Source organism: Shewanella yunxiaonensis (genome assembly GCF_018223345.1).
In the GTDB taxonomy this organism is placed as follows: Bacteria; Pseudomonadota; Gammaproteobacteria; order Enterobacterales; family Shewanellaceae; genus Shewanella; species Shewanella yunxiaonensis.
Genome location: NZ_CP073587.1, coordinates 3100060 through 3125712, shown reverse-complemented (window position 1 = coordinate 3125712; position 25653 = coordinate 3100060). Strand labels below are relative to the sequence as shown.

The window sequence follows — 25653 nt, the reverse complement described above, 5'->3', positions numbered from 1 at the left end:
CTGTTACAAAAACCAAGGAAGCAGTATGTGGGATGATGTCTACAGTGCCGAGCAGTATGTGTACGGCAGTGAACCCAACGAATTTTTGCTGGCACACAGCAGTGATCTGCCTCAGGGGCGGGTGTTATGTATCGGTGATGGCGAAGGCCGTAACTCAGTCTATCTGGCACGACAGGGCTATCAGGTAACCGCCGTCGATCTGTCCGCCGTCGGCATTGCCAAAGCGAAGAAACTGGCGGCGCGATATGGGGTCAGCGTTGACTATATTCAGGCCGATCTGGCGCAGTTCAGCTTTGGTGAAAATCAGTGGGACGCTATCGTCTCTATTTTTTGTCACCTGCCAGCACCGCTGCGTAAACGCGTGCATCAACAAGTGATTGATGGATTGAAACCGGGCGGCGTATTCCTGCTAGAAGGTTATACCCCAAGACAGTTACAGTTCGGCACTGGCGGCCCCAAGGCCGTAGAAATGCTGTTGGATAAAGATGAAGTTGCTAGCGAGTTAGCGGCGCTGAATATCTTGCATCTGCAAGCGTTAGATCGGCAGGTGATTGAAGGTGTTAAACACACAGGCACTGGTGCAGTGTTGCAGCTGTTAGCACAAAAGTGATTGAGTGTTGTGAGCTTGCGTGCTCACACTACGGCTAAATAGGCTGCGCCTATGTCAAACTGCGTTAGCGGAAAGTCGTGGAACTACTCGTTCCACACCAGAGCCAAAGGGCGATGCTCGTCCCGCAACAACATCCATGTTTAACGGCCAGCTCGCCATCCATGGCTCGCGCTCATAAGCGCACTCATCGTAGATGAGTATTCGCCCTTATAACCCCGACGACGCCCCACGTCGCGAAACGCTACGGGCTTATGGTTTGTCATTTTCGCAAATCGCACTGATTCGTCATCCATGAGGCTTTGTTTCCTAAATCGGTTGAACTAAAACGATAGAGGCTGATCTGATCGGCATAGCCTATCAACTCCCCCATCAATCGTGCCAAAACCTCGATATAAAACAACCAACTGGAAGCAATACAATCAAGCCCTGATCAATCGTGGCTCACTTACCTCCTGGATTGATGAGGACGCTATCGCCCAGTGGAAAGCTAAGGCCGAGCAACCAAGGAAAGGTCGCCCACACGTATTTAGCGACTTAGCTATTACCACCGCGCTGATGGTTAAACGTGTTTTCTCTATGCCACTGCGAGCGTTACAAGGCTTTATCAACTCTGTTTTTAAACTAGCAGATATTCCGCTTTCATGCCCACACTACACTTGCATCAGCAAACGCGCGAAAACCGTCAAGATTGCTTTTAAAACCAAGACGCGTGGCACGATTGAGCACTTGGCTATCGACTCGACAGGCTTGAAGGTTTATGGCGAAGGTGAGTGGAAAGTGAAGAAACATGGCACAGATGGCAAGCGCCGTGTATGGCGTAAACTGCATATTGCCGTCGATACACATAGCCATGAAATTATTGCTGCGGAACTGAGTTTATCCGGTGTCACTGACGCTGAAGTTATGCCGAATTTGCTCAAGCAAACCCATCGCAAAATCCGCAATATCTCAGGTGATGGTGCTTACGACACAAGAGCCTGTCACGATGCCGTTCGTAGAAAACGGGCTTTGGTACTCATTCCACCGAGGGAAGGTGCCGCGCTCTGGGAACAAGGTCATCCGCGTAACTTAGCGGTCAGTTGGCAACAGCTTCATGGTTCAAATAAACAGTGGAAAAAACGGTATGGTTACCATCGTCGGTCAATCTCAGAAACTGCCATGTACAGGATTAAGCAACTACTTGGTGGCAGATTAAGCCTGCGAAATTATAACGCTCAGGTAGGAGAAACTTACGCGATGATAAAGGCGTTGAACAAACTCACAGGGCTAGGCATGCCCAAAACTCACTATGTAGTTTAACAATTAAACAATCATAGGGAGTTTTTTTCGCTGGATCGATTTAGGAAACAAAGCCATGAGTATCAACAATGTTGAAATAGCTATTTAATTGAAATACTGTTGTTTGATAATGATGTGACTATTATCCCGTAATACTCATCATTATTTTTCTTTATCATTAATGTTCCACCTTTTGAGTATTTTTTAAAACTATTTGTTTTGGTAATTTGATCTAAATAATCTTCTATTTCTTTAATGTTATTATTAGAGGAATTAATTATCAATCCACATACACTATCAGAGCATTGAAAATCGTTTATTAGTAAGCTTTTATTTGTATTAGATAAAATATTGAGATCGTCTTGAATAGAGTCTTGCTTTTCTGCTGCGCTATTACTAGTTAAATTTTGTCCTAAATTGCTTACTAATATACTTAACTGATTGATACTTAAATCTTCTATTATGGTGGAGTTAAAATTTTCTTGGTTATCATTACTTGACACAATTTCATCTAATGAATCTATCTTTACTAGCTTACTTTGGTTTTGATGCTCACTACTTAAGTTGTTTTTATTATAGATATTTTTTTTATCAGTATTATCTACTTCATTGCTTAATGAAGCGTTTTTTATAAAAGGCGTATTATCTGAAGGCTGTTCATTGGCTGTAGATGATTCTTGACTATATGTTACTGATGTTACTCCTTCTGTATTGTTTTTTGTATAAAAATAATACGTGAAAGAGAAAATTAAAATGACTAATACAGAAATAAAAAATTTCTTCATAGCTACTCCTCAAAATCAGTTACTTCGTTTTAGTTTCTTTAGGTGCTTGTGGTGCAACTTTTTTCCAAACTGTTCCGCCAGCAGCATCTGTCACTGAGCCGTCTGCAGTTACAACGCAGGCGGTCTCACAACGAAATGTACCTTTTATGGTGGTAACCGTGCTTTCTGCATATGAATACCCAGCGAAAGCAGCAACAAAAAGAAATGACAATGTAACTATTTTTGAACCCATAGTAGCTCCTTTGTATTTATGCTTCCTAATTCCTTTTATGTTGAATTAATGTTGTATTTTTGAATGTCTTTTGCAATCTATATGATGTTACATATAATTTCTAAATTCATTTAATATTATGATTTAATTGATATTTTATAGATAATCTAGGGGGCTTTTCCTGGTTTGCCATCTTCACAAATCGCACTGATTTGAAGTTCATTTCTTAGCATAGCTTTGAGGTATCGACGTACAGGATGTACTAATGCCGTGGAGAACATGGAGGTGTGTGAACGGCGAATGAATCGATTACTCGATGCGCCTACGCAGCGGCGAGGGAATTGGTACTGCCTGAAAATTCAGTGTGTTATCCGAGATTCGCTGTCCTCATTGTTAACTGTACATGCCAAGACTGCTCGATGGCTGTGGTCACTTTTAAAAACATGTAAAATGCCCAACTTATACGGCGTGGCGTGGAACTTTTGCCCCTGACTTGGGCTTCAACAACTAGGCTTTAACCATGAAAAAGCTCTCTAACGTACAACAAAAACAACAAACGATTGTGCAGACCGTTGCGGATGCCCTTGAAGCACAAGCGCGTGCGGAAATCCCCGGCATGGTGCAATGTTGGTTTACCGTTGAGTACCAGTTATTTCCCGGTTCGTTGCTGTTGTATTTTCAGTTTGAGAATGAACCAGTGTTAGCGGCGGCAGCGCCAGATCTATTGAAGTGGCAAAAGCGGTTAAGCACAGCGATGCTGAAAAAAGGGGTAGTGCTTAAGGATATGCGGAAAAATTTGATGTTTACCCTTTTAGGGCCAGATGACTGATAATGGATAGGCTTGCGCAGCCTATGCAACCTGCGGTTGCCAAAGTCGTGAGCTTTCGTGCTCACACTACGACTAAATAGGCTGCGCCTATGTGCAAACTGCGTTTGCGAAAAGTCGTGGAGTTGCTCACTCCATACCTGAGCCAAGGGGCGATGCTCGTCCCCCGCCCCTTGGAACCCCGAGGACGCCCCACGGCGCTGACAACTCCGCCAGCTTATGCTGAAAATCTGGCTATGCTCAGGATTCACGGCTTTCTATCCTTGAAAGCCATCCCAGCTCGGCTATCCCGGCCTCGCGCTCACAAACTTGAGACGTTGTCTCGTTCGCCCATGCTCAACCTTCGCGCCTCGACATCTGCTGGGCAGGAGGCCCAAATGCCGTGAAGGACATGGATGTCCGAAAGCGGCCATGTCTCGGCTACGCCATTTTCAGCAACGCTTGCGGCAGCACCAAAGGGGAATTGGTGTTACCTGAAAATTCAATGTGTTAGCTGGAATTAAATTGGTGGCTGAACCCTATCTTACTTTTTTACAATTATCGATAAAAAATATTGAAAATTGAAAGCTTAATAATTAATGTAAAAGAAAAAGGGATTTTTTATGAGAAAAATAACCATAAAAGAACGAGAACGAGATGTAATTAGGGAATTACGTAATCGAAAAAATACTATAAAAAAGACATTAAAATTCAAAGTAGTTAAAAAAGAAATAAAGAGCTATAAAAATCATAATAATATGATTGATGCATATATTAAAAAAGGATTAGTACTTAATAAACGAAATAAGAAGAATGATATTGAGATATTTCTACCAGAAAGTATGGATTTAAATAGAAATTACCATAATACAGTTGTAACTTTAAATGCAATTCGTGAGTGTACTAAGTTATTTGAAGATTTTAAGAATAGAAAGATCCCTAAATCAGCATATAAGTTGAGGCACATAAGATTTGAGAACTTAAAGAAAATATCTACATCAGCTGCTTTAGTTCTAACAGCTGAAATTTCAAAATGGAATTCAATAATCAGGGCAAGATCACGAACATAATTTGAGCTATTAGACTGACATTCTCCCAAAGGGCTGGACGGTTCATACTGGCTGTGATCTTATACTCTCTTTTGTGGAGAGCCCTATGAACTCCGGTGCATTTCAACAGTTCTTTAGTACCTTAGAAGACCCTCGTCAGTCAGCCAAAGTCGAGCACCTATTCACTGATATTTTATTCCTCGTGGTTTGTGCCTCAATAGCTGGAGCACAAGGCTGGGAAGATATCGAAGATTTTGGCGATCTGCACTTTAACTGGTTTATCGAAAAAGGCCTGTTTAAGAATGGGTTACCTGTTCATGACACTATTGCTCGAGTCGTATCGAGAATAGATAGCGATCAGTTTCAGCATTGCTTTATCGACTGGATGAAGTCTGTTGTGGAGTTATCTGAAGGTCAGCTTATTGCGATAGATGGTAAACGGCTATGTGGTTCATATAATCGCCAGAATAGACTGTCAGCCATCCACATGGTAAATGCCTTCGCAACAGAAAATAATGTCGTGCTTGGGCAAGTTAAAACCGAAAGTAAGTCCAATGAAATTACCGCCATTCCCGCATTACTGGCGCTGTTGGATATTAAAGGTTGTCTGATATCGATAGATGCTATGGGATGTCAGACAGATATCGCTGAACAAATTATTGAGCGCGGTGGTGATTATTTGCTTGCCGTAAAAGGTAATCAAAAAGCGCTGCACGATGCCGTTCGTAAAGTTCTTTCCAGCGAGATTAACGAAGAAGTGCTTTGCTTAGAGAAGCAGCACGGACGTAACGAAGCCAGAGCCTATTGTGTTATGGACGCAGGCAGCTTAGCCGACGCCTTCCCAGAATGGAAAGGGCTTAAAAGTATCGGTGTTGCGCTGAGCTATCGTCGAACGAAAAGCGGTAATGAATCCCTTGAGTACCGTTATTACATCAGTTCAGCCAAACTGAGCAAGGCCCGTTTTGCCAATGCGGTACGCAGCCACTGGGCGGTTGAAAATAGCCTGCATTGGGTGCTGGACGCGTCGATGAAGGAAGACCAATGCCAAATATATAGAGGCAATGCGGCGGAGGTATTGTCCGGAGCAAGGAAGATAGCGTTGAATATGCTCCAAGCGGAAACAACTCGAAAAATCAGTATTCCACGCAAACAGAAGCGTGCACACGGTAGCACTGATTATCTGGAGCAGGTACTAACAGCAGGTTTAAAGACGTTGGGTGATATTTAAGCATTCATGCTCTTACCCTGATTCAATAATCAATAGGAGACTAATACCATTTACAGAAACATGGAATGATCAAATTTTAAAGCAGTTATGTCAGTTGGGCTTTTTTGATTTGTTTGATAACAAACCTTTAGATTTAAATAAAATAGAAAAATACACAACAGATCTCAATTTTGTTAGATATATGAGGGGGCTTTGCTCTGATCCTGATGATGCAAAATCGAAAAAAATTGAACTAAAAAGAGAAATATTTTCATTAGTGGGTGATGATATTTTGAAATGGACATTTTTACATAGTGGACTTTCAGAGGCTGTTACAAATGTAACTCATCATGCTTATCCAGAAGGAAATGTATTTATAGATAAATCATGGTACTTAACTGGGTCGTTTAATAATAGTTCTAGAGAAATGAAAATTGCTTTTTATGATCAAGGAGTGGGAATTCCAAAATCACTTCCCGCGTCAAAGATATATGAAAGAGTGCTTAATTTTTTAACTAAAACAGGTGTTAATGTTATCGAAAAAATGTCTGATAAAGTACTATTAGAAGCAGCAATGAGTATTGATAGAACAAGTACAGAAAAAAATGATCGAGGAAAAGGGTTACAAGATCTTATAGAGTTTATAAAACAAAGAGGACAAGGATATATTTCCATTTTAAGTTACAAGGGCCTGTATAAATTTACATTAGATAACAATAAGGAGCATGTAAAGACCGCGAGCTTTGATCTTCCATTGTGTGGTACACTTATCATATGGAGTGTAACGTTAGATAATAAAGAGCCGAGCAATGGATAAGATATTGATTGGAATGAATTTTTCAAGTGATCCTTCTGGTAGGTATTATACCGATGGTGATGGTAGTGGAGAAGAGTTCCGCGAAGAGGTGCTTAAACCATTGTTAGAAAAAAAAGATAAAATTGAAATAGATATTGAAAAAAATGTTGATGGTTATGGTTCATCATTCTTAGTTGAGGCCTTCGGTGGACTAATAAAACATGGATATTTTACTAGTGATGAGGTTTTAAGCAAAATAGTTACAACTTGTAAGACGGATGATTATAAGTTTTACCAAAATAAGATAGAGCAGTATATTAAACAAGCTCTTTATAATTCAGAAAAATATGTATCAACAAAAGATCTTGCTATTAAACAAGGTGTATTTAAATCAATTATAGATAAAAAATTTGTAGCTGATATTCTAAAGGATTAGAAAACGATGAAAAATGATAGTATTAATAAATTTAATCATAATATACATGCTGTCATTTTTAAATGTAATTCCTGTGATTTAGGGAATGTAAAAGTTATGGATGGTTACAAAAATAGCTTGGAATTATTGAACTATAGAGTTCAAAAATTAGAGCAAGCTAGTTCAAATACAATACCGTCAGGCTCATATCCACTATCTATTACATCAGGTCTAATTAGTTCAGTAAGTGCTGCATTGATTGCATATTTTCTTAATTATTATTTTTGGAAAAAAATAAGAAAATATAATAGATTGTCTCATTTTGCAGTGTTAACTTTAAAAAATTTAGAAGTTTTTGAAAATGCAGTGATTGAGTATTGGTCAAGTAATTATACAATAAGAAAAAACTCAAGTAGAGACAGAAAGACAGAATTGGAAATAATTATAAAGACGAAGTTTGATATTATTAAAAATAGCTCTAATAGCATGTTGGATAGAATATCAGATGAAAATGGTGGCGATAAGGAAATAATAAATAATCTAGTTGGTGAAATTTATGATTTGGCAACTGGTGAAGATTTTGAATCTGTGAATAGAAAAATAAATGTACCTTTAGCTCATAAAACAATAAAAAAATGTGAGGATTTGAAACAAACTCTAATAAAGTACTCAGAGTCAATATAAATATCGTTTATGTAGTTGCATCAATATTTTTAGCCACTTCAATCGCCTTTGCCTCGGAATGGAAGACTAAAACTCACTACCGTTATAAACGAATATTGATGCCACTTAGCAATTAATCTTTCCCCAAGCACCTACCTTGAAACCTAATATCTAGGTGTTAGCAGGCAACACTATTTCTCCTTCGGCGCTGCCGAGGATGTTGCTAAAAATGGCGTAGCTGAGGCATGGCCGCTTTCGGATATCCATGTCCTTCACGGCATTTGGGCCTCCTGCCCGGCAGATGTCGAAGCGCGAAGGTTGAGCATGGGCGAACGAGACAACGTCTCAAGTTTGTGAGCGCGAGGCCGGGATAGCCGAGCTGGGATGGCTTTCAAGGATAGAAAGCCGTGAATCCTGAGTGTAGCCATTTTCAGCATAAAGCCGAGGAGTGGTCAGCGCCGTGGGGCGTCGTCGGGTTTCCAAAGGGCGAGGGACGAGCATCGCCCTTTGGCTCTGGTGTGGAACGAGCAGTTCCACGACTTTCGCAAACGCAGTTTGCCATTGCGTAACGATATCAATCCAATCACGCAGTGATAAACTCCGCGCAGGATGACCTGAGTCATCCACCCACCAATGTGACAAGTCCGCCGCACAAGCAAACTCAACTGACCCAGCAGACTAACAAACTTGTTTCAAACACGACAATTCTCGGAGTTTTGTTATCTGCCCATCCCATTGTTGGTTAACTAACAATAAATAAAATCCTTTAAATTCAACATTATGTTTAATTTTTGTTAATTGGCTTAATTTTCGCACTACGAGTCCTGAATTGTTTTTGTCCAACACAGGAGGAACCATTATGGCAATTCGTCAATGTGCGATTTATGGGAAAGGGGGGATCGGTAAATCCACCACTACCCAGAACCTGGTAGCGGCTCTGGCCGAACTCGGTAAGAAAGTCATGATCATCGGTTGTGACCCTAAAGCTGACTCTACTCGTCTGATCCTGCACTCCAAAGCGCAGAACACCATCATGGAAACCGCAGCAGAAGCCGGTTCTGTGGAAGACATCGAACTGGAAGACGTACTGAAAATCGGTTACGGCGATGTGCGTTGTGTGGAATCCGGTGGTCCAGAGCCAGGTGTAGGTTGTGCCGGTCGTGGGGTGATCACTGCGATTAACTTCCTCGAAGAAGAAGGCGCTTATGAAGAAGACCTCGACTTCGTATTCTACGATGTGCTGGGTGACGTGGTGTGTGGTGGTTTCGCCATGCCCATCCGTGAAAACAAAGCGCAGGAAATCTACATCGTCTGTTCTGGCGAGATGATGGCGATGTATGCCGCTAACAACATCTCTAAAGGCATCTGTAAATATGCAGCCACCGGTGGCGTACGTCTGGCCGGGCTGATCTGTAACTCCCGTAATACTGACCGTGAAGATGAATTGATCATGGCGCTGGCGGCCAAGATCGGTACCCAGATGATCCATTTCGTTCCTCGTGACAACATCGTACAGCGTGCTGAAATCCGCCGTATGACCGTTATCGAATACGATCCTAACTGCAAGCAGGCGGATGAATATCGCACCCTGGCGCGCAAGATCATCGATAACAAAATGTTCGTGGTACCTAAGCCGGTCACCATGGATGAACTGGAAGACCTGCTGATGGAGTTCGGTATCCTCGAAGAGGAAGATGAAACCATCATCGGTAAAACTGCGGCGGAAGAAAACGCGGCCTAAGGTCAGTGGTTTTCATCCTCTCCTGCATCAGTTAATGAGGAACCAGCGATGTCGATGAGCAAAGCAGAAACCCAGGCCTTGATTGACGAGGTACTGGAGGTTTATCCGGCGGCAGCGAAAAAGGATCGTGCCAAGCATTTGGCAGTTAACGACCCAGAGCAGGCCGGTAGTAAGTGTGTGACCTCTAACCGTAAATCCCTGCCCGGGGTAATGACCATTCGTGGTTGTTCTTACGCCGGTTCCAAAGGGGTCGTTTGGGGTCCAGTCAAAGATATGATCCATATCTCCCATGGTCCTATCGGTTGCGGCCAGTATTCCCGCGCCGGTCGTCGTAACTACTATTCTGGTACTACCGGGGTAGACAGTTTCGGCACCCTTAACTTCACCACCGATTTCCAGGAACGCGACATTGTGTTCGGGGGCGACAAGAAACTTGCGGCGGCCATTGATGAGCTGGAACAACTGTTTCCGCTGTCTAAAGGGATCTCGGTCCAGTCCGAATGTCCGGTAGGGCTTATCGGTGACGATATTGAAGCGGTGGCCAAAACCAAAGGCGCTGAAATCGGCAAAACCATTGTGCCGGTACGCTGTGAAGGTTTCCGCGGTGTGTCTCAATCGCTGGGTCACCATATCGCTAACGATACCATCCGTGATCACGTGTTGGAAAAATCCGCTGATAAAGCGTTTGAATCCACGCCTTATGACGTCGCCATTATTGGTGACTACAACATCGGTGGTGACGCCTGGTCTTCCCGCATCATTCTGGAAGATATGGGTCTGCGCGTGGTCGCACAGTGGTCCGGTGACGGCACGCTGGCTGAAATGGAAAACACCCCACACGTCAAACTCAACCTGGTGCATTGCTATCGTTCTATGAACTATATCGTGCGCTACATGGAAGAGAAGAACGGCATACCATGGGTGGAATACAACCTGTTTGGCCCCACCAAAATCGAAGAGTCTATGCGCAAAATTGCCTCGTTCTTTGACGACAAGATCAAGGCACAGACGGAAGAAGTCATCAAGCGCTACAAAGCTCAATGGGATCAGGTGATTGCCAAGTACCGTCCACGTCTGGAAGGCAAAACAGTCATGTTGTACGTCGGTGGTTTGCGCCCACGTCACATCATCGGTGCCTATGAAGATCTGGGGATGGAAATTGTGGGTGCTGGCTATGAATTCGCTCACAACGACGACTATGTCAAAACCGTGCCTGAAGTAAAGGAAGCAACTTTGCTGTTTGACGATGCCAGTGCCTATGAACTGGAAGCCTTCGTCAAAAAACTGAAACCGGATTTAGTCGGTTCCGGCGTCAAAGAAAAGTATGTATTCCAGAAAATGGGCTTCCCATTCCGCCAAATGCACAGCTGGGATTACTCCGGCCCTTACCACGGTGTCGATGGCTTTGCCATTTTCGCCCGCGATATGGACCTGACGATCAACAACCCGTGCTGGCACAAAATGAAAGCCCCTTGGGTTAAGGCGGAAGCTGACACTTTGAAAAAGTCAGCATAAGACAGGCTGAGCAATGTTCAGCCCGGATAACCGAGCCGGGGTTCACGGATTAGTGGCACGGCAGGAGAAGAGTCATGACGCAAAAAGTTGAAGATATCAAAACCGGTTATGCCCTATTCCGGCAACCGGAATATCAGGAGCTGCTCGCTGGCAAGCGTGGCGCTTTTGAAGAAAGCGTGGATGCCGACAAAGTCAAAGAGGTGTTTGACTGGACGACAACCAAGGAATACCAAGAGCTTAACTTTAACCGTAAGCACATCACCATTGATCCCGCCAAGGCTTGTCAGCCATTGGGTGCGGTACTGTGTGCCCTGGGTTTTGAAAATACCCTGCCATATGTGCATGGGTCCCAGGGGTGTGTGGCTTACTTCAGAACCTATTTCAACCGTCACTTTAAAGAGCCGGTCGCCTGTGTCTCCGACTCTATGACTGAAGACGCTGCGGTATTCGGTGGCCAGAAAAACATGTTCGCTGGTCTCGAAAACGCTTATGCGCTCTATAAGCCTGAAGTGATCGCGGTATCCACCACCTGTATGGCCGAAGTTATCGGTGATGACCTCAATGCGTTCATTGGTAACGCCAAGAAAGAAGGTCATCTGCCTGAAAGCGTGCCAACGCCGTTTGCCCATACACCAAGCTTTGTGGGCAGCCATGTCACCGGGTGGGATGGGATGTTTGAAGGTTTTCTACGCTATTTCACTCTCAATGAGATGGCTGACAAGACTGTAGGCAGCAACGGCAAAATCAACATTGTGCCGGGCTTTGAAACCTACCTTGGCAACTATCGCGTCATCCATCGCATGCTGAAAGAGATGGATGTGGACTACTCCTTCCTGTGTGACCCCTCAGAAGTACTGGATACTCCAGCCGATGGCGAATATCGCATGTATGCCGGTGGTACCCCAATTGCTGACCTGAAAGATGCTCCCAACGCCATCAGCACGCTGTTGCTGCAACCCGATCAGCTGTCAAAAACCAAAAAGTTTGTCACTGATACCTGGAAGCAGGAGGTACCAGACTTGCAGATCCCAATGGGTCTGGAATGGACTGACAACTTTGTGATGAAAGTGTCTGAGCTGACCGGTAAGCCAATTCCTGCGTCTATCACTAAGGAACGTGGCCGTCTGGTGGACATGATGACTGACTCTCACACATGGCTGCACGGCGTGACTATCTCGCTGTTTGGTGACCCAGACTACCTGACCGGTATGTGTAAGTTCCTCACCGAGCTGGGCTGCGAAGTGAAACACGTACTGTGTCATAACGGCAGCAAGCGCTGGCGTAAGCAGCTGGAAGCGATGCTGGCTGAAACCCCTTACGGCAAAGACGCTCAGGTGTTTACCGGTAAGGATCTGTGGCACTTCCGTTCGCTGATGTTTACCGAGAAGCCAGATCTGATGATCGGCAACTCTTACGGTAAGTTCATCGAGCGTGATACCAAAGCCAAGGGCGCTGAGTTTGAAGTACCGTTGGTACGTATCGGCTTCCCGATCTTTGACCGTCACCACCTGCATCGTCAGTCCACACTGGGCTACGAAGGGGCCATGTACATCCTCACTACGCTGGTGAACGAAGTGCTGGCCAAGCTGGACCGCGACACCATGGAACTGGGCAAAACTGATTTTGCCTTTGACCTGGTGCGTTAAGCAAAACGCCGGTGACAGCGATGTCACCGGCAATATTTTTGGCGACTGCTTGAGGGAAAAACCATGGCGAACGTGATGATTCAGTACAACGAGCAGGGCGCGCTGTGTCTGTACCTGCCGAAAAAGGATTTGGAAGAAGCGATCACTCACTTTGAATTTGACACTGCCGAGCAGTGGGGGGGGGAAGTGCATTTGGCGGGTGGAGCTATTTACTATATCGATCCGATACCAGCTCCGGAAAGGTTACCGATTACCGTGCGCGCAAAACGGCTACAGGCCGCGTAAAGGAGGGGCGGGTGATGATGCAACAACCTTTGATTTCAGATGAAGCCGCCTTGCGCATTGCCCTGGCGGTACGGAGCTTGCCGGAAGTGGGCTTAGGCTCGCTGCTGGATCTGCTGCTGCAGCATCTGGGCGAACCCCTGTCCGCAGAAAAACTGGCGGGTATTTCACCTAAATCGTTTCGGGTGATGGTGTCTTCGCTCAGCGAGACGCCGACCCGCCGCGATGTGTCGTCGGCACTGGCAATCCTCACCAATAATGAGGTGGAGGAACTGGATGCGCCGCAACTGTGCCTGTTACCGCCGTTAGTCGGCCCCAAGCTCACGGTGGCGATTACCTCCAATCAGGGCGAAATGATCAATGGTCATTATGGTTCCTGTATGCGGGTGCTGGTGTATGAAGTGAATGCCTATGCTCATCAGCTGCTGGATGTGCACAATATTGATGGCGGCCTGCAGGGCGAGGCCCGCGCCGAATATATGCTGAATAAGCTGAAGGGCTGTCAGCTGCTGTTTACCTTGTCCATCGGTGGGCCGGCGGCGGCAAAAGTCACTCGTGCCAATATCCATCCTGTCAAGAACACGGTACCGGTGCCAGCGGCAGAGGCATTAACAGAACTGAGTCAGGTGATTAGTCACAACCCACCCCCTTGGATCTGCAAACTGCTGGGGATCACCTCCAGTCAGAATGCGCTGCAGTTCGAGGAGGATTGAGATGACACTTGATCGCGAAATAGAAACTATTGGCTCACGGATTGCGCGTGAGTCCACGATTGACGAGGCGCTGCTGGCCCGGTTGCGGGCTGCTTACCCCCAGTGGCGCTTCACCTTATGCAGTGAAGATGACACCGGAGAACGCGAGCCCTATCTGACTTTCGATGGTTTCGATCTGCATCTGGTACGCCTGTCAGCGACAGGTTGTGCCAGTCTCACCCCGTGGCCGGAACAGAGTTCTGGCATCCTTGTGGCGCTTCATGAGTCGTGAAGTGTTTTTAACGTAGTATCTTGCATTGGCTGCAAGTTTTAGCCTTTGTCGCAAACGTGACAAAGGCTTTTTTTGTTGGTTTGACGACAAGCTGACAATTAAAACAAAACAATGAGTTAGCTATTGGCTCTGTATTTGCACTACCACTCCCAGACACCGGTCTGTCCGACAATCGGCTCAGACAATGGCAGTAATCACTGAGGGAGGCGCCATGAAACTATCCGAGATCCGGCTGCTACAGGATGAGCCAGCCTGTGAACACAACAGTGGCAAAAAGAGTGGCTGTTCCCGTCCCAAGCCCGGTGCTACAGCTGGTGGCTGCTGTTTCGACGGCGCGCAAATCAGTCTGTTGCCGATTGCCGATGTCGGTCACATCGTTCATGGTCCTATCGCCTGCGCTGGTAACAGCTGGAACAACCGTGGTACCCGCGCCATCGGCTCCAACCTGTTTCGCTTAGGGTTTACCACTGACCTCAATGAACAAGACGTGATTATGGGGCGCGCCGAAAAACGTCTGTTACACGCCATCAAGCAGCTGATTGAACAACATCAGCCACCGGCAGTGTTTGTGTATATGACCTGTGTGCCAGCGATGGAGGGCAATGATATTGCCGCTATCTGCAAACTGGCGCAGCAACGCTGGGGTATTCCGGTGGTGCCGGTAGATGCTGCCGGGTTCTATGGCAACAAAAACTTCGGTAACCGTATCGCGGGCAGTGTGATGATCAAGCATGTGGTCGGCACCGCCGAGCCGCCAGCCAAACCCTTGATGAAACACGACCCCAGTCGCCAGGTGCACGACATTGTCTTGATTGGTGAATACAACATTGCTGGTGAATTCTGGCATGTGTCGCCATTGTTTGAAGAATTGGGGTTGCGGGTACTGTGCTGTATGGCGGGCGATACCCAGTTTCACCAAATTCAGACCATGCACCGCGCCGATGCCGCGATGGTGGTGTGTTCGCGGGCGCAGATCAACGTTGCGCGGCTGCTGCAAGAACAATGGGGCGTCCCGTGGTTTGAAGGTAGCTTCTACGGCATATCCGACACCTCGGCTGCGCTGCGTCACTTTGCCGCATTACTGCATGATGACAAACTCAATGCCCATGTTGAACAAGTGATTGCCCGCGAAGAAGACCGGGTGCGCGCCGCGCTACGGCCATATCGTGAGCAACTCGAAGGCAAAAAGGCGCTGCTCTACACCGGCGGCGTTAAGTCCTGGTCTGTGATTTCCGCACTCAATGAACTCGGCATTGAAGTGGTGGCTACCGGCACTAAAAAATCCACCCAGGCCGATAAGCAGCGCATCACTGAGATCATGGGCGAAAACGCGCTGATGTTGGACGAAGGTGGTGCCCGCTTATTGCTCAACACCTGCCGTCAGCATAATGCTGACTTGATGATTGCCGGTGGCCGCAACATGTATACCGCGCTGAAAGGCCGCTTGCCGTTTCTCGACATCAATCAGGAACGGCACCACGCCTATGCAGGCTACGAGGGGATGATCACTCTGGCGGCAGAGTTGGTGCGGACGCTCAATAGCCCAATCTGGGGGGCCGTGCGCAGTCATGCGCCCTGGGAACAAAATGCCGGTGCTGAGCCTGTTGCAGCACTTTACGGTCAATAAGCGGAGGCAGTCATGGCGACCATCATTAAACAGAACACGCCGCTGGTGACCCAGCCGCTGAAAACCAGTCCCGCCACCGGGGCGACCCTGGCCAGCATGGGACTGAAGAAAACCATTCCGCTGCTGCACGGCTCTCAGGGCTGTGGTGCTTTCGCTAAAGTGTATCTGATCCAGCATCTGCGTGAACCCATTCCATTGCAGAACACCGCCATCGATCAGGTCGCCGCAGTGATGGGTGGTGATGAAAACCTGTTTGAAGCGCTGAAAACCCTTTGCGAAAAAGAAGCGCCGCAGTTAATCACGGTGATGACCACCGGCCTCACCGAAATGCAGGGCACCGATACGTATCGGGTGATCCACGATTTTCGCCGCCAATATCCACAGTATGCCGCGACGCGCATCATCAATATGAGCACGCCGGACTTCAGCGGCTCGATGCAAACCGGCTTTGCTAGTTGCGTCGATGCGGTGGTGCGGCAGACGGTGCAGCCACCCAGTGGCAGACAGAAACAACGTAAACAGGTCAATGTGCTGTGCTCTATCGGCATGACCGCTGCTGATATCGAAACCTTACAAGGTTATCTCGAGGCTTTCGCGCTGGATGCCATCATGGTGCCGGATCTGTCGTTGTCGCTCGATGGGCATCTGGATGACAGCGACTATTCTGCCTGTTCCACTGGCGGCACCTCGATTCTGGAAATCGAACTGATGGCTGACAGCTGTGCCACGCTGGTGTTGGGGCGTTCATTGTTACCCACCGCGACTTGGCTCAAGCAACGCTTCGATATCCCGCTGATCAGTCTGGATATGGGCATGGATATCGCCCAGATGGATGCACTGGTGCTGGCATTGTCACAGTTGAGTGGTAAGCCGGTGCCAGACTGGATTGGCCGCGCCCGTCGCCGGTTGCAGGATGCCATGCTTGATTGCCACTTTGTGCTAAGTAATGAACAGATCGCGGTGGCACTGGAACCGGACCTCGCCATCGGATATGGCAAGCTGCTGGCCAGCATGGGCATTCGAGTGCCACGTATTGTCACCACGGTAGACGCGCCGGGGTTAGCCGAACTCAGCGCTGCCGAAGTGGTGATTGGCGATCTGGCCTCATTGAATCCTGTGGTCGCGCAGGTCTCCACCATTATCAGCAACAGCCACGCGGCGGGCATGTTTGAACCACAAGTACCGGTGCTGCGGGCCGGTTATCCGTGCCACGACCAGTTCGGCAATATGGACATACGTCAGTTCGGTTACGAAGGTTGTCGTGAGCGGCTGTTTGCCCTCGCCAATCTGCAACTGCGCCACCATCACGATGAAGTGGCACCGCATATCAGTGCCTATCGCTTCGGCGCTGACGAGGTTCAGCCTAAGGAGCGCGCATCATGAGTGCTGATTTCCCAAAATCCAACAGTGAACGCAAGCTGTATGTGGAACCGCTGCCGGATGCTGAGTTTCGGCTCAAAGTAGCGTTTTCCACCTTAGATCGCCGCCACGTCGATCAGCATTTTGGCAGTGCTCGCAGTGTGCTGATTTATGGCATCGGTCGCGAACAGTGGGCGATCCTCGAAGCCATCGAATATCCCGAAGACGACAGTCGCACCCATGACCGGCTCCCAGCACGGATCCGCGATCTGAGCAACTGCTCGGCCATTTTCTGCAACGCCTGCGGTGCCTCCGCCATCCGCCAGTTGCTGGATAAAGGGATCCATCCGGTCAAGGTGATGGAAGGCAGTGAGATTCATCAGTTACTGGACGATATTCGTCAGGAACTCAACGGTACACCGATGGGCTGGCTGGCCCGTTCACTGAAACAACTGGATGAACAACCACAGGAACACTGCAGCGATCGACTGCAAGCATTAATGGATGAAGAGTGGTAAGCGTGTTAATCAATGACAATAAGAGGAAGGCGTGATGAGCAATATCGTGGGGACTACCCGTGGCGGTAAAACCTGGGAACCGCAATTTATCCAGGCAGTAGATCAGGATAACTGCATCGGCTGTGGCCGCTGCTTTAAGGTCTGTTCCCGGAATGTGTTCGATCTGGTGGAACGTGAGCCGGATGAAGACGATTACGGCGAAGAGGTGATGATGGTGATGGAAATCGCCGACGCTGGCGATTGCATCGGTTGCCAGTCCTGCGCCAAGGTATGTCCGAAAGTCTGTCAGAGCTTCGCGGCAGTTGCCGCATAGGCAATTGGGGCATCTGATCGCGCCAGTTGCTTGCCGCCGGTGATTTTTTAGCAGCAACTGGCGTTACCGCGCTAGTTTGATGATTATCCGTTGGTTGCAGCGCGCTTCTACACAGAGGTCCGAGTGCCACGCAGTCAACGCCTTGCTATCTTGCCCCGAGCCTCGATGGCGCCAGTGACTACGCAACCAGTGAATCTACGACGAAAGGAACTGGGTTCCGCAGTACATCATCAATTGATACCGGATTAGTCAGTAATTACTCACGATCAGCATGGCCAAGTAGGGCACCAGATTAAATACCAATATCAGCACCTTATAGAATCCCAGAAAGCCATATATCACCGCCGAAATCTGTCGTGGCTCCAGACCGAATAACTGACCGTGTAATTTGAACAGCAAAGGTTTAAAGGCGGCGGCTAACACTGCTGACAGACTCAGCAAGCCGATATTAATTAGCGCCATCCATTGGAATAACGCAGTAATCTGTTCAAGTGACATGCTTGCGTGTCCCAATCTTGGTGGCCCGTATCGCTATTATAGTTCGGGAAATGCAGAAGCTTTTCTACTCACTTTGTCCAGACCACAAACTTCAAAACTTACTTATATTCTGCATCTCGTTCACAAATTTTTAATAAATCGCCCCTTAGGCTATTAGCCCTTAGTCTATAGGTGATGAACATCGCGGTTTGAATGTCTATAAATGAGTTCACTACGCTTGCACGAAATGTGGAAGTGGTAGTTTGTAATTCAAGGTATTAATGCGTTTGGGCATTTGTATCGGTTATCTCGTCTAGCAGTGAAAGCGGACGAATTTTGGCACAAACCCGTGGGGGGAATGTTGCCGTCGGCAGTTAGCCGGTTTGGTACAAATGTACTTATTTGATGGCAAATTTCTCATGTTATTAGCACGTTCACATGCTAATTCCTGGAGGATATATGACACTTAGTAAAATTTTGGTTTCGCTTTCACCATTAGCAGCAGCACTGGTTCTGGCCGGTTGCGGTGATACAGCGCAAACTCAAAGTAAGTTTTCAGCAATAGAAATCTGTAAAGCCTCGATGGCAACCGCGTTACAACACGATCTTTCCACCATCAGTCTGGTGGATAAAAACGGTAAGTTGGTGTACGTGTCTTACACTGATCCCGCGAATGCTTCACAAAATATTTACCGTTGTCGGCTTGATGGTGACCATGTGCTCTGGGCTCCGACTAAAGGGCAGTGGCAGAACCAAACCGAAGGCAAAATCTCCTTCGTCGCAAACTATAATCAACTCACCATTACCGAAACTGCCGCGGACGGCAAACAAGTTACTAACGAATATAAGTTGTCCCAGCTAAAAAGCTCATAAGCGCACCGATATCATTTCCTAGGAGGCTTCGCGTTGGCGAGGCCTTCTTTTTTGTCATTGTGTCAGCATTATTTTCCCGACCTAAATGACAGCATTGCTGCGTAGCATAACCAATGGTGTGTGATTGACCTGTGGCTTGGTGATGTGGAATTAGGCTTTTACTATCAGTCAGTTGCGAGTGCTAAATCAGCCTTTTCACTGTGTTATCGCCGGTACAGCAATGGCGGTTTATAAAACGTTTAACTTTGCCAAAGCGCGTAATCTTTTCGACGCGGAGTGTTGAATGGGACTCTGATCCGCAAGTCCTGACCACTCTGGCCGAATATAGCCATTGCTAGAAATGTAATGGCTATGCTGTAACTCTTCCGAACATTAACAAAAAAACATGTTTCTTTAATTTATTTTTTAGTCATATAGGCAGAGACTGAAGATTCTCTGTTTTAGCATTGAGGTTGCTACCGGCCACCAACAACTACAAAGCGCCTCATTGTTGTCTCTTATGGAGGATATATGGCCACTCGAACTACTTTACTCACTTTTTCTCCGGTATTGCTGGCAGCCTTACTCTCGGGTTGTCATCAGGGCAATGGGAAATTCACCGACGCAGAAATTTGCCGAGCCTCAGTGGCAACTGCGCTCAATAAAGACCCGTCCATTTTCAACGTGGATGACGTTAACGGCAAACTGGTTTACGTGTCATACCATGAACAGGATGACTGGAAGCACGATATTTACCGCTGCAAAATTGAAGGCTCGAAAGCGATCTGGGCGACTGAAAAAGGTCCCTGGAAAACGCAAAGCTCAGATGCTCAAATCACCTTTGCGGCCAATGACGATAAGCTGACCATTGTGGATACCACAGCCAACGGCCAGCACATCGATAAGCATTACAAGTTTGATCAGCTTAAAGTTGACACGCCCAGCAAGCCGGGACTGAAAGGCTAATTCCTCACGCTTACCCCGCATTGCCTGACGGCTACAGCGCTTAACGATCAAGCCACTATTGCTCAGCCTTAACGGTGAGTTATCCCTGACCAATATTGGCTTTTTGCGTTAATGCCCTGGTGCATAATAACCTTGTGGTGACTGAGAAAAATGCTTCTGCATTCGCGGAGTTCTGTTCAGCATCATTACTCCTATCTCTTCGTACCAACGCCTGCCAACGAAGCTGTCTCCGATTCTCTTCGGCCATCGTCATTTACCGGCGGCCATTCACTTTGTCGCGAGTGTGACAATTCGCCAAGCTACAAAATTGTCGCCTTTGGTACAAACGGCCGACAAATGTCAGTTTTAACAGACAATTTACATTTGGCTTGCGTGCAAAAGTTGACGAATATCGCAATTTTTCAACAGGTTAAATGTTGCACACTGCTGGTGTGACATTTGCAATCCCTAATACACAACCGTGGTTTCAGAGCTTCTCCTGGGGGTTTGGTGTCACTCACCAGCCCCATCGAAGGAGATAAAGCAAGGAGTGTATATGTGGGATTATTCCGAAAAAGTGAAGCAGCATTTTTTCAATCCGAAAAATGCCAAACTGCTCAGTGATGCCAATGCCAGAGGCGATGTCGGCTCCATCAGTTGCGGTGATGCGCTGAGTCTGAGTCTGAAGATCAATCCCGAGACTGAGGTTATTGAAGATGCCGGTTTCCAAACCTTTGGCTGCGGTAGCGCCATTGCCTCATCTTCGGCTCTCACTGAAATCATTATTGGCAAAACCTTGGAGCAGGCACTCAAGGTGACTAACCAGGATATTGCGGACTATCTAGATGGCCTGCCACCGGAAAAAATGCACTGCTCGGTAATGGGTATGGAAGCCTTACATGCTGCCGCGGCGAATTATCGCGGGGAAAGTCTGGAAGATGACCATGAAGAAGGTGAGCTAATCTGCAAATGCTTCGCGGTCGATGACCTGATGATCAAACGAGTGGTGAAAGCCAATGGCCTTACCACCGTGGAAGAAGTGATCAACTACACCAAGGCTGGCGGCGCATGCACTTCCTGTCACGAAAAAATTGAGTGGGTACTGGATGCCTGTCTGGCCGAAATGGCGGGCGACGCGTCAGCCAAACCGTTGCAGGTCGCGGTGCAGGCCCCTGCGGTAGTAGAAGACATTCCTATGGCATTTGATGCCGCGCTGGCTGAAAAAATCACCGTGATTGAACAGGTGATTGCCGAAGTGCGGCCGGCAGTACAGGCCGATGGTGGCGATATTCGCTTGGTGGATGTGGAAGACAATCTGGTGTTTGTCACCATGTCTGGCGCTTGCACCGGTTGTGGATTGTCGGGGCTGACACTGGCAAATGTGGAAGTGAAGATCTCGAAAGCCTTAGGCGAGCCTTACACCGTTTTTCCGGTACAGGAGACCACACCGGTTGCGAAAAAGGACGCCACTTATGACTGTTGAAGCATTCATCCGCAAACCGGACACCGCTATTGAGATGGTGTATCTGGACAATAACGCCACCACCAAACTGGACCCCAAAGTGCTGGAGGCGATGTGGCCGTTTTTAGCCGACTACTATGGTAACCCGTCGTCGATCCACCAGTTGGGGGCCAAAGTTGGTCACGCGCTGGAAGCGGCTCGCGAAAAAGTGCAGACGTTGATTGGTGCAGAATACAGCACCGAAGTGGTCTTTACTTCCTGTGCCACCGAAGCCACCAGTACCGCAATTTTGTCGGCAGTAGAAGCGATGTCGGAACGGCGGGAAATCATCACCTCGGTAGTGGAACATCCGGCCACCATACAGTTGTGTCAGCATCTGGAGCGTAAAGGCTACAAGGTGCACTGGATTGGGGTGGACCGTAAAGGGCGGCTCGATGTGGAAGCCTATCGCCGGGCGCTGAGTGAGCAAGTGGCGATTGTGTCGATCATGTGGGCCAATAATGAAACCGGCACCTTGTTCCCAATAGAAATGCTGGCAAAACTGGCGAAAGAAGTCGGGGCGCAGTTCCATGTCGATGCGGTGCAGGTCGCCGGGAAATACCCAATCAATGTGCAGAATACCGACATCGATATGCTGTCGATCTCCGGTCATAAATTCCATGCGCCGAAGGGCGTCGGCGCTTTATACCTGCGCCGCGGCACCCGTTTCCGGCCATTGCTGCGGGGGGGGCATCAGGAACGTGGCCGTCGTGCCGGGACTGAAAATGCCGCGTCTATTATCGGCATGGGCGTTGCTGCCGAACTGGCCTATCAAGCATTGCCGCAAGAGATGACCCGTTTGGCGATGCTGCGTGACCGTCTGGAGCAGGGGATCCTCGCCCGTATTCCCAGCACTTTTGTTACCGGCAATCCGCAGCAACGAGTACCCAATACCAGCAATATTGCCATCGAATATATTGAAGGAGAGGCACTGCTGCTGATGTTGAATCAGGTGGGTATTGCAGCCTCCTCCGGCTCTGCCTGTACCTCAGGTTCGCTGGAACCTTCGCATGTGATGAAAGCGATGCAGATCCCGTTCACTGCCGCCCACGGGACCTTGCGCTTCTCGTTGTCACGCTTCTCCAGCGACGATGATGTGGATTATGTGTTGGCGCAGTTGCCGCCAATTGTGGAACGGCTGCGGATGTTATCCCCCTATTGGGACAACGCCAATAACTGCGGCTCCGCCGAGATGTTTACACCGGCTTATGCCTGAGGTGTCTATGAGTAGTATCAAGCCGCCAAACGTAATTGTTAACGATACCACCCTGCGTGACGGTGAACAGTCACCTGGGGTAGCGTTTACCACCGATGAGAAGGTGCAGTTGGCGCGGTTGCTCGAAGCCGCTGGGGTGCCAGAGCTGGAAGTGGGTATTCCGGCGATGGGCGCGCAGGAACAGGAAGCAATTGCAGCCATCACCGCATCACTGACCCAGACCAAAACCATGGCCTGGTGCCGTATGAGCGAACTGGATATCAGTCAGGCACTGAATCTGGGGCTGGATTGGGTTGATTTGTCGATCCCGGTGTCACGGCAACAGATCCGCCACAAGCTGAATATCAACCCAGAACAGGTGCTGGCCCGTTGTGATCGTTACGTTAAACAGGCTCTGGATCTGGGGTTTCAGGTGTGTGTCGGTATGGAAGATGCTTCTCGCGCTGATGCCGATATGTTGCACTCGGTTGCTGCAGTAGCACAGGCTGCCGGGGCCAGCAGAATACGTTTTGCCGATACATTAGGGATCCTCGAACCATTTCGTACTCGCGAGATGATCGCTAGCCTCAGACAACACACCGATTTGCAGATCGAAATGCATGCTCACAATGATTTGGGGTTAGCGACCGCTAACACACTGGCAGCGATAGATGCCGGGGCCACCTCCGTCAATACCACGGTCAACGGTCTCGGGGAGCGGGCGGGAAATGCGCCGCTGGAGGAGGTGGCCGTGGCACTTCAAGTGTTGAATAAAGGCCATACCGGGATTGCACTGCCACAGTTACCCGCGTTATGTCAGTACGCTTTGGTGGCTTCTGGTCGTTTGGTGTCACCACAGAAAGCGATTGTCGGTGACGCAGTATTTACCCACGAGTCTGGCATTCATATCGACGGCCTACTGAAAGACGTCAACAACTATCAGGGATTTGCGCCGGCGTTAGTGGGCCGCGAGCACACCTTAGTGCTGGGTAAGCATTCTGGCATTAGCGCCATTTTAGAGGTGTATCACCGTCTGGGAATCGAACTGAGCGATCAGCAGTGCGAACAGTTGCGCAGCCAGTTACGCCAGTGGTCGGAAAGCCGTAAATGCTCACCGCGCGAAGCCGACTTACGGGCGCTGGCGCAGCCATTTATTCATGCTCTTTATGCAGATGCCTAACGAAGGAGATCTTCATGGAAACCATTCAGGTAGAAAATATCACCGTAGAACCGGAAGCCTCCTGGCATAACCGTCGCGGCCCGGCAGCGACAGTATTGCCAGAGACTTTGCAGACAGCAGAGGATTTTCTGGACTACTTTAACGTTAAGTACGACCCGGAATTAGTCACCACCAAACGGGTGCAGATTTTGCGGCTGTATCACGCCATTCTCGAACGTTACGATCCGCCCTTGACCAAGGAACACCATCGTAAAGCGGTACGTATTGCTTACGGTTCGTTAGCGATGGGGCAAGAGCTGGCATTTGCCGATATGGGTTGTGGCGATTGCAGTGGCTGTAGTGTCTGACAGGAATTAGCGTATGGCAACTCCGGCAATGTTTGATACCGTCGAAGACAGTGAACACAGTCGTTTCGATAACGGCAGTGAAGTAAGGGTCGTTCGCGATGTGCGTAACGATGGCAGCTTCTATGGATTGGAAAAGGGTGAGCTGCTGGTAGCAGAAGGCGCCGTGGGCATGGTGCGCAGCTTTGGCTGGTTTTTGCAGGATCAGATCATCTATGAGGTGTTCTTTCCTCATAATGGCCGGCAAATTGGTCTGCGTGATGTGGAAGTGATCGATGCGGCATTGCCTTGGCAACCTTGTCGTTTCCGCTCACTGGATATTGCGCAACTGGCGTTATCCCTGAGTATTGAAGGTGCGGTGGTAGCGCACAAAGGGGCGTTGGTGCAAGTGCAATGGCCGCACCGGGATCTCGACAGCGGCACCCTCAGCTATGACATTTTGCTGGCTAACGACATTGAAGTGACAGTGCCAGACCGGGCGTTGTTGGAACCGGATACAACCGTAGAGGATTTACGATGGAGACGCAAAAGCAGCGCTATCTGACCGCCAAAGTCGCCACTGAGCGTTTCAACCTTAATCCGGAATTTCTGTCAGCCACTCAGCAGACAGAAGTGCAGTTGCAGGTAAAGCAACTCGGGCGATTACAACAGGCGATTCTTGGTGCGAAAGAAGCCGCTGGTGTGGTGTTAGCGCCACAACAACTGGATGCCGCAGTCGCTGAGTGTGCCGCACGTTTTGAATCCGCAGAAGCGTTTGCGGTTTCATTGGCAAAGCAGGGACTCTCTGAGCCGGGATTCCGTGCAGCATTATATGACGAGTTATTGTGTGAAGTGATCCTGGATAAAATTGCCGCCGATGTGCCGCCGTTATCACGTAAGCAAGCTTATGAATACTACCTGACGCATCAGCAACAATTCAGCCGCGGTCGCTTGTGGTATCTGAAACAGATTTTGATCACGATAAACAACGACTACGCAGAAAACCAGCCCGATAATGCGCGCAGTCGCATCCGACATGTGCGCGAACTGGCGGATAGTAAAGATTTTGCCGCACTGGCGCTGCAGTATTCCGAATGTCCTAGTGCGATGGAGCAGGGACTGCTGGGATGGTGTGAGGAAAGCAAACTGTTTCCGGAGATCGCTGCAGCGCTGCCTGCATTACAACCCGGCGAAGTGAGTGCGCCCATTGAGACGGAACTGGGGTTTCATCTGGTGCTGTATACCGAGATGAAACCCGCCAAAGTAGCCTCTTTTCATGAAGCGTTTCCACTACTGGCGCAACGCCATAATGAACGCGCCAAAAAGTACCTGCAGAAGCAGTGGCTCAACACTCTGATGGCATAGGCATACTCAAG

At 48.4% G+C, this 25653-nt stretch carries 29 protein-coding genes; 26 read left to right on the top strand and 3 right to left on the bottom strand.

From position 1 onward, the window contains the following. The first annotated feature begins 25 nt into the window (after positions 1–25). Together KDN34_RS14330 and KDN34_RS14325 are read left to right on the top strand one after the other, a co-directional pair. On the top strand, positions 26–610 hold the full coding sequence (locus tag KDN34_RS14330; RefSeq protein ID WP_212594392.1) for a class I SAM-dependent methyltransferase: 585 nt from the start codon (positions 26–28) through the stop codon (positions 608–610). A gap of 375 nt (positions 611–985) precedes the next feature. After that, the gene (locus KDN34_RS14325) at positions 986–1909 is read left to right on the top strand and encodes an IS5 family transposase (RefSeq protein WP_212594391.1); all 924 of its coding nucleotides are present in this window, start codon (positions 986–988) and stop codon (positions 1907–1909) included. Between the two features lie 80 nt (positions 1910–1989). Here KDN34_RS14325 and KDN34_RS14320 read toward each other — a convergent pair whose 3' ends face one another. Together KDN34_RS14320 and KDN34_RS14315 are read right to left on the bottom strand one after the other, a co-directional pair. Next, positions 1990–2673 carry a hypothetical protein gene (locus KDN34_RS14320; RefSeq protein WP_212594390.1) on the bottom strand — a complete coding sequence of 228 codons (684 nt, stop codon included), beginning with the start codon at positions 2671–2673 and terminating at the stop codon, positions 1990–1992. Between the two features lie 19 nt (positions 2674–2692). Continuing rightward, positions 2693–2905: a hypothetical protein gene (locus tag KDN34_RS14315; RefSeq protein ID WP_212594389.1), complete on the bottom strand. Its 213-nt coding sequence runs from the start codon at positions 2903–2905 to the stop codon at positions 2693–2695. Between the two features lie 499 nt (positions 2906–3404). On the opposite strand from KDN34_RS14315, the gene KDN34_RS14310 reads away from it, so the two are divergent. From KDN34_RS14310 to fdxB, 16 genes are all read left to right on the top strand, one after another. Next, the gene (locus tag KDN34_RS14310) at positions 3405–3713 is read left to right on the top strand and encodes a hypothetical protein (protein ID WP_212594388.1); all 309 of its coding nucleotides are present in this window, start codon (positions 3405–3407) and stop codon (positions 3711–3713) included. Between the two features lie 599 nt (positions 3714–4312). Then, the gene (locus KDN34_RS14305; protein WP_212594387.1) at positions 4313–4759 is read left to right on the top strand and encodes a hypothetical protein; all 447 of its coding nucleotides are present in this window, start codon (positions 4313–4315) and stop codon (positions 4757–4759) included. A gap of 85 nt (positions 4760–4844) precedes the next feature. After that, positions 4845–5966: an ISAs1 family transposase gene (locus tag KDN34_RS14300; RefSeq protein ID WP_212593832.1), complete on the top strand. Its 1122-nt coding sequence runs from the start codon at positions 4845–4847 to the stop codon at positions 5964–5966. A gap of 94 nt (positions 5967–6060) precedes the next feature. Continuing rightward, entirely contained in the window at positions 6061–6762 is a 702-nt protein-coding gene (locus KDN34_RS14295; protein WP_212594386.1) for an ATP-binding protein, read from the top strand. Next, the gene (locus tag KDN34_RS14290; RefSeq protein WP_212594385.1) at positions 6755–7177 is read left to right on the top strand and encodes an STAS-like domain-containing protein; all 423 of its coding nucleotides are present in this window, start codon (positions 6755–6757) and stop codon (positions 7175–7177) included. The genes KDN34_RS14295 and KDN34_RS14290 overlap by 8 nt, the downstream gene beginning before the upstream one ends. A gap of 6 nt (positions 7178–7183) precedes the next feature. Next, on the top strand, positions 7184–7840 hold the full coding sequence (locus tag KDN34_RS14285) for a hypothetical protein (RefSeq protein ID WP_212594384.1): 657 nt from the start codon (positions 7184–7186) through the stop codon (positions 7838–7840). 838 nt (positions 7841–8678) lie between these two features. After that, positions 8679–9560: a nitrogenase iron protein gene (gene nifH / locus KDN34_RS14280; RefSeq protein ID WP_212594383.1), complete on the top strand. Its 882-nt coding sequence runs from the start codon at positions 8679–8681 to the stop codon at positions 9558–9560. A gap of 54 nt (positions 9561–9614) precedes the next feature. Further along, a complete protein-coding gene (gene nifD / locus KDN34_RS14275; RefSeq protein WP_228730353.1) occupies positions 9615–11075 on the top strand; it encodes a nitrogenase molybdenum-iron protein alpha chain in 1461 nt (486 codons plus the stop codon). 74 nt (positions 11076–11149) lie between these two features. After that, on the top strand, positions 11150–12721 hold the full coding sequence (gene nifK, locus KDN34_RS14270) for a nitrogenase molybdenum-iron protein subunit beta (protein ID WP_212594381.1): 1572 nt from the start codon (positions 11150–11152) through the stop codon (positions 12719–12721). Between the two features lie 63 nt (positions 12722–12784). Continuing rightward, positions 12785–13006 carry a putative nitrogen fixation protein NifT gene (gene nifT, locus KDN34_RS14265; RefSeq protein ID WP_212594380.1) on the top strand — a complete coding sequence of 74 codons (222 nt, stop codon included), beginning with the start codon at positions 12785–12787 and terminating at the stop codon, positions 13004–13006. A 14-nt stretch (positions 13007–13020) separates the two neighbouring features. Further along, positions 13021–13716: a NifB/NifX family molybdenum-iron cluster-binding protein gene (locus KDN34_RS14260; RefSeq protein WP_212594379.1), complete on the top strand. Its 696-nt coding sequence runs from the start codon at positions 13021–13023 to the stop codon at positions 13714–13716. Between the two features lies 1 nt (position 13717). Then, positions 13718–13987: a DUF6129 family protein gene (locus KDN34_RS14255; RefSeq protein WP_212594378.1), complete on the top strand. Its 270-nt coding sequence runs from the start codon at positions 13718–13720 to the stop codon at positions 13985–13987. 211 nt (positions 13988–14198) lie between these two features. Continuing rightward, positions 14199–15614 carry a nitrogenase iron-molybdenum cofactor biosynthesis protein NifE gene (gene nifE, locus KDN34_RS14250; RefSeq protein ID WP_212594377.1) on the top strand — a complete coding sequence of 472 codons (1416 nt, stop codon included), beginning with the start codon at positions 14199–14201 and terminating at the stop codon, positions 15612–15614. Between the two features lie 12 nt (positions 15615–15626). Beyond that, a complete protein-coding gene (gene nifN, locus KDN34_RS14245; RefSeq protein ID WP_212594376.1) occupies positions 15627–16997 on the top strand; it encodes a nitrogenase iron-molybdenum cofactor biosynthesis protein NifN in 1371 nt (456 codons plus the stop codon). Beyond that, on the top strand, positions 16994–17491 hold the full coding sequence (locus KDN34_RS14240) for a NifB/NifX family molybdenum-iron cluster-binding protein (RefSeq protein WP_212594375.1): 498 nt from the start codon (positions 16994–16996) through the stop codon (positions 17489–17491). The genes nifN and KDN34_RS14240 overlap by 4 nt, the downstream gene beginning before the upstream one ends. A 34-nt stretch (positions 17492–17525) precedes the next feature. Next, positions 17526–17804: a ferredoxin III, nif-specific gene (fdxB, locus tag KDN34_RS14235; RefSeq protein WP_212594374.1), complete on the top strand. Its 279-nt coding sequence runs from the start codon at positions 17526–17528 to the stop codon at positions 17802–17804. Between the two features lie 249 nt (positions 17805–18053). Here the strand turns inward: fdxB and KDN34_RS14230 are convergent, their stop codons facing one another. Beyond that, the gene (locus KDN34_RS14230; protein ID WP_212594373.1) at positions 18054–18302 is read right to left on the bottom strand and encodes a DUF6868 family protein; all 249 of its coding nucleotides are present in this window, start codon (positions 18300–18302) and stop codon (positions 18054–18056) included. Positions 18303–18740: 438 nt separating this feature from the next. On the opposite strand from KDN34_RS14230, the gene KDN34_RS14225 reads away from it, so the two are divergent. The 8 genes from KDN34_RS14225 to nifM all read left to right on the top strand — a co-directional run bounded on the left by KDN34_RS14225 (position 18741) and on the right by nifM (position 25642). Continuing rightward, positions 18741–19154 (top strand): hypothetical protein, encoded by a 414-nt coding sequence (locus tag KDN34_RS14225; protein ID WP_212594372.1) that lies wholly within the window; start codon positions 18741–18743, stop codon positions 19152–19154. 510 nt (positions 19155–19664) lie between these two features. Next, positions 19665–20099 carry a hypothetical protein gene (locus KDN34_RS14220; RefSeq protein WP_212594371.1) on the top strand — a complete coding sequence of 145 codons (435 nt, stop codon included), beginning with the start codon at positions 19665–19667 and terminating at the stop codon, positions 20097–20099. Between the two features lie 535 nt (positions 20100–20634). Further along, positions 20635–21561, top strand: a complete 927-nt coding sequence (gene nifU / locus KDN34_RS14215) for a Fe-S cluster assembly protein NifU (protein WP_212594370.1) — start codon at positions 20635–20637, stop codon at positions 21559–21561. After that, positions 21551–22795, top strand: a complete 1245-nt coding sequence (gene nifS / locus KDN34_RS14210; RefSeq protein ID WP_212594369.1) for a cysteine desulfurase NifS — start codon at positions 21551–21553, stop codon at positions 22793–22795. Before nifU ends, nifS begins: the two co-directional genes overlap by 11 nt. 7 nt (positions 22796–22802) lie before the next feature. Then, entirely contained in the window at positions 22803–23954 is a 1152-nt protein-coding gene (gene nifV, locus KDN34_RS14205) for a homocitrate synthase (protein ID WP_212594368.1), read from the top strand. A 14-nt stretch (positions 23955–23968) separates the two neighbouring features. After that, on the top strand, positions 23969–24301 hold the full coding sequence (locus tag KDN34_RS14200; RefSeq protein WP_212594367.1) for a nitrogenase-stabilizing/protective protein NifW: 333 nt from the start codon (positions 23969–23971) through the stop codon (positions 24299–24301). A 13-nt stretch (positions 24302–24314) separates the two neighbouring features. Continuing rightward, on the top strand, positions 24315–24842 hold the full coding sequence (locus KDN34_RS14195; protein ID WP_212594366.1) for a nitrogen fixation protein NifZ: 528 nt from the start codon (positions 24315–24317) through the stop codon (positions 24840–24842). Beyond that, a complete protein-coding gene (gene nifM, locus KDN34_RS14190; protein WP_212594365.1) occupies positions 24815–25642 on the top strand; it encodes a nitrogen fixation protein NifM in 828 nt (275 codons plus the stop codon). The genes KDN34_RS14195 and nifM overlap by 28 nt, the downstream gene beginning before the upstream one ends. Positions 25643–25653 lie beyond the last annotated feature (11 nt).